At 24.5% G+C, this 4,858-nt stretch carries 3 protein-coding genes; all 3 read left to right on the top strand.

All coding sequences use genetic code 11. The features are described 5' to 3' along the window. The first annotated feature begins 37 nt into the window (after positions 1-37). Genes WBG30_RS12540 through WBG30_RS12530 form a run of 3 tightly spaced genes read left to right on the top strand, consistent with a single transcriptional unit; the run spans position 38 to position 4,853 of the window. The gene (locus WBG30_RS12540) at positions 38-1,282 is read left to right on the top strand and encodes an MBL fold metallo-hydrolase (RefSeq protein ID WP_424505005.1); all 1,245 of its coding nucleotides are present in this window, start codon (positions 38-40) and stop codon (positions 1,280-1,282) included. Positions 1,283-1,297: 15 nt separating this feature from the next. Then, positions 1,298-2,257, top strand: a complete 960-nt coding sequence (locus WBG30_RS12535; protein ID WP_424505004.1) for a hypothetical protein — start codon at positions 1,298-1,300, stop codon at positions 2,255-2,257. Then, a complete protein-coding gene (locus WBG30_RS12530; protein ID WP_424505003.1) occupies positions 2,247-4,853 on the top strand; it encodes an Hsp70 family protein in 2,607 nt (868 codons plus the stop codon). Before WBG30_RS12535 ends, WBG30_RS12530 begins: the two co-directional genes overlap by 11 nt. Positions 4,854-4,858 lie beyond the last annotated feature (5 nt).

The following is a 4,858-nucleotide window of genomic DNA, read 5'->3' as shown; positions in this document are numbered from 1 at the left end:
ATTACTAGATTATACCTCTAATAGTTAGAAAGGGAATATTTTAATTTACACTAAATTTGGGAAACGCCCTAATTTAGAGAGAGAAGGCTTAATAGATTCTTATAGTGAACTTGATGCTATATTTTTAACTCATGCTCATCTCGATCATGTAGGAAGTATAAATAAATTATTTGAACAAAAGGGGAATACCCCTATGTATGCTTCAGCGGCGACAAGAGATATTGCTTTTTTATTACTTGCTGACCTTATATCAAATAACTTTAATGAATTTTATGATGATAATTTAAATTTAGATACGTATAAACAATTAATTATAGATAAAGCTTTAACTAGTATTAGCATTAAAAAAATAGATGAAAAAATTATTTCTAATAATGATGAATTTGAAGCAAAATTTTATAATGCAGGACATATATTAGGCGCAAGAATGTTATATATCAATGTAAATGGATATAAAGTTTTATTTACTGGTGATTTTTCAGAACAGCCTCAATATACTGTTCCTGCATATGAATTACCAAAAGGTTTAGAAGTTGATTTATTGGTAACAGAAAATACTTATGGTAATTATAATAATACTAAAGCTAAAGATTCTAATTTAGAAGAAATTCAGCTATGTAAAGTAATTAATCAATCTATAAAAAATCATGGGAATATTTTATTTCCAGTATTTGCAGTTGGAAGAGCGCAAGAAATCATATTATATCTAGACGATTTAATGAAAAAAGGATTAATCGAGACTGTTCCTATTTATATAGATGCAACTGCAAAATTCTCTAGTAAAATATATGAAAAATATGGAGTAAACATCTATTCTGAAAATATTAAGGATGCAGAAAAAAGTCTTATATATAATTTTAAAGATCATCCATGTATAGTTGTAACTAGTTCTGGGATGTTAATGAAGGGTAGTAAATCATACAGATATGCAGAGAAAATGATTACAGAAAAAAATGATTTAATAATTTTTTCAGGGTATTTAGCCTTCAATAGCACAGGAAATAAATTAATAAATGCTTTTAGAAACAACAATGAAAAATTTATTATAAATGATAAAAAAATAAATTTAAATGCTGCTGTTTATAATATTCATAAGGGCGCCCATGCAACACAAAGTGGAACTAAAGAGTTAATAGAAAAAGTAAATGCCAAAAATATAATCTTAATTCACGGGAACAACAGTGATTTTAAAGATAACAATCTATATATTGATTTACATAAAAAATATGAGGGCAGAAAAAATATACATATGGGACATAATGGGTTTAAAATTTTCATATAAAAACGGAGGAATAAGATGGAATATATAATAAAAAAAGTATGTTTAAAGCATATGAAAGAGCTAGACTTACAATTGCAAGAATCCAAATTAAAAGAAGTTAAAATTATAGAACAACTATATAAAGAAAAAAATTCAAATATTAAAGAAATAAAAAATAATATTAATGTTAATTATTTTAAAATAAAAAACTTTTTAACAGATAATCGTTTGATGTTAAAGGATGAAATATTAGATAATGAAAAAATTCAAAAGATAAAAAATAAATCTAATAAATTAATGAAAAATATTATCGAAGGTAATTTTGAAAAAAATAAGATAAATAAATTAGAAAATAAATTTATTTTTTATTTATTAACTAAAGAATATATTATGGTCAATGAATTACAAAATATAATGTTTAAAACTAATAGTGAATTAAAATTTTTTTTAGAAGATTTGTCAGAAGCAATTAATGAAGTAAAAAATAAAGTAGATGATAAAGAAAAAATTCAAAATTTAGAATTAGAGATTCAAAATTTAAGAAGTAGTTTGATTTTACTAGAATCGGAAAAACTAGATTTTGAAGAAGAAAATGAAATGTTAAAGGAAAAATATGAAACTCAAGCTTTTATTGATATTTTTAAGAATATGAATTCAGAAGACAACGATTATTTATTAGATAATTTTTCTGAAAATAACAAAATACTAAAGACATTAAAAAAAGAAGGAATAGAAATACAGTCCGAAGTAGAATCTATGGTTATTTCCCAAAAAGTATTTATGAAGTTTTTAAAAAAATATGAAATAAAAGAGGTTGAAAAAATTGGGAAAAAAATTGAAATTTCAATAGAAGAAACTAAAAATTATGATTATTATGGTAGCGAATTTAAAGATAATGAAATAAAAAATGTTGAAATAGAAACTTCTGGTTGGAAAATAAGAGAAGATATTATTAGTAGGCCAAAAGTTAAGGAGTTGATTAACAATGAAAAATAATTATTATATAGGTATAGATTTAGGAACTACTAATACAGTTATGTCATATGGCAGAATAAATCCAAATTCTGGAGAACTAGATATAAATATTAATGAAATTTCAGCACAAAATAAAGATGGTGGGATGACTAAAATAGGATTATTACCATCTTGTGTATATTTTAAACAAAATGCAAGGCCTATAATTGGACCTTATGCAAAAGGGATGTTAGCTACTCAAGGAAGTAGAGTAGTAAGTTCAATAAAAAGTCAAATGGGAAAAGAAGAAGAACTAATATTTGATGAAAATATATATAATCCTGAGGATATATCCAGTCTAATATTAAAATATATAGCTAAATTATCAGAAAAAAAGTTTAAAATGTTTCCAGATGATGTTGTTATAACCGTTCCAGCTTCATTTAGCTCTGATCAAAAAAAAGCTACTTTAAAGGCAGCAGAAAATGCAGGATTTAAAGTAAAGAATGATGATGGAACGCCAAGAAATATATTATTAGATGAACCAAGAGCTGCATTGTTTAATTTTGTATATGAATGGAAACAAGGAAAAATACCCACTATGAAGTTAGATGAGAAAAAGAATTTTTTAGTTTTTGATTTAGGTGGTGGAACACTTGACGTATCTCTTCATGAGTTAGAATATAAATCTGAAATAGATAAAATAAATATTAAAGATTATGCAATCTCTAGGTATACACAAATAGGTGGGGACAATTTTGATAAAAAATTAGCAGATTACTTCTTAGCGCACTTAATAGATAAAAAAGTTGATTATGATTCATTGGATGGGTCAAGAAAAGAAGAATTAGATAAAAGATTAATCTCTTTAGCAGAAAATGTAAAAATAGAATTTAATACAGAAATTATGAATGAATTAATATACGAAGAAGATTTAAAAAGTTTAGATGATTATGAAGTAATGGCTTCAAATATATATGATAATAAGGGTATTGATTTGGATTTGGATTTAGAGGGTTATCAAGGAATTATATCTGAATTATTAGGTGAAAATTTAAAATATGATGACTATAAAAAAATAAATGATATTAATTTTTCTGAAAATGACAATATTATCTACCCGATATTAGACGTTTTAGCGAAAGCTAAAAATAAATTAGGTAAAGATATAAGAATAGATGGTGTACTACTTAATGGTGGGATGTCTAAATTATATTTTATTCAAAAAAGATTAGAAGATTTTTTTGGATTTAAACCTATAACAGAAATAGACGAAGATAAAGCAGTAGCATTTGGAGCTTCATATTATCACTATACTCTACACCAAGGGATAACATATGGAACTATTCAAAATGAGAGTATAGGTATAGAAATAAAAGGAGATTTTGTTCATCATTTAGTAAATGCAGGAGAAGAATTACCCTATGAATCTGAAATATCAGAAAAATTTGATATTCAAGAAGATGGTGCAACTACTTTATTATTCCCATTTTACTTAGGCGAAAGAACAGATAAGAAAGAACCTAATAAAAAAATAGCATCCAGAAGAGTTATTTTTGACAAAGCTTTAAGAAAAGGCGATAGGATAGCATTAAAAGCAAAAGTTAATGAAGCTGGATTAATGGAATTAGAAGGTTGGAAATTAGGTGACGAATGTAATAAATTTAAAGTTGAAGTTGCCTCTGATAAAATAGAAGAAGAAGAAATCAAAATAAAAAAAATCAAAATAAAAAAACCAAGAAAAGAGCCTAAAACAGGTTTGGAACTTAATATTGAAGATACAATAATCCAATTAAAGAAGGTTTTAGATCAGAAAAAAATTGATAATTCAACTTTCAAAAATATAAGTAATAAGATAAAAAATGCAAGGAATGGTGATGAATTTATTAACATCCTTTTAAACATGACGAAATATTTGAAAAATGATGCAAAAAGTAAAGTAATAATTTTACTTGGTGATTTAATTAAATATTATGATGACTATAGGGAATATGTAACTAAATCATTAATAAAATATATTCATCCAGATGTTATCATGAAAGTTTGTGAAGGTGACCCTAAAAATATTAATAGGATAATTAAAGATTATGTAAATACAATAGGTAAAGGTGAACAAAAATTTGCAGAATCAAGTTTACTGTTTTTATTTGGAGATCAATTGAGTAAAACTATTAAAAATGATGTTTTAATTGCATTGGGAAAAACAGGCTATAGTAAAAATACAGTGAAGTATCTTATGCAATATTATAATGATAAAATAGAAATTTCAAAAGAATTGGATCCTCAAAAATTATTGTGGTCTTTAGGTAAACTGTCATCAAGAGAAAAAGAGAACCCAATAGATATAGAAGTTTTATATCCTTTAATAGATAATATATTAGAAAGTATTGACCTTGTTAAAAATAAGGAGTTATTTAAAAAATTAGTTTATTTAGTTGGAGAAATTTCAGATTTAAGATTTGGTGATGCTATTAGTGATAAATATAAAAAGAAAGTATTAAAAAAATTAAATGAAATTTATAATTTAAAAAATACTAAAGAAAGAAAATTTTTAGATATAATAATTTCAATGGTTGAAGGTAATGAATTAAATAAAGAACAAGAAGTTAGTTTATTAGCAATAAGAACAACACTATAGACATC

The organism is Psychrilyobacter sp. (assembly GCF_049671765.1).
Taxonomy (GTDB): domain Bacteria; phylum Fusobacteriota; class Fusobacteriia; order Fusobacteriales; family Fusobacteriaceae; genus Psychrilyobacter.
The sequence above is the reverse complement of the archived record's forward strand: the minus strand, read 5'-3'. Positions and strand labels throughout refer to the sequence as shown.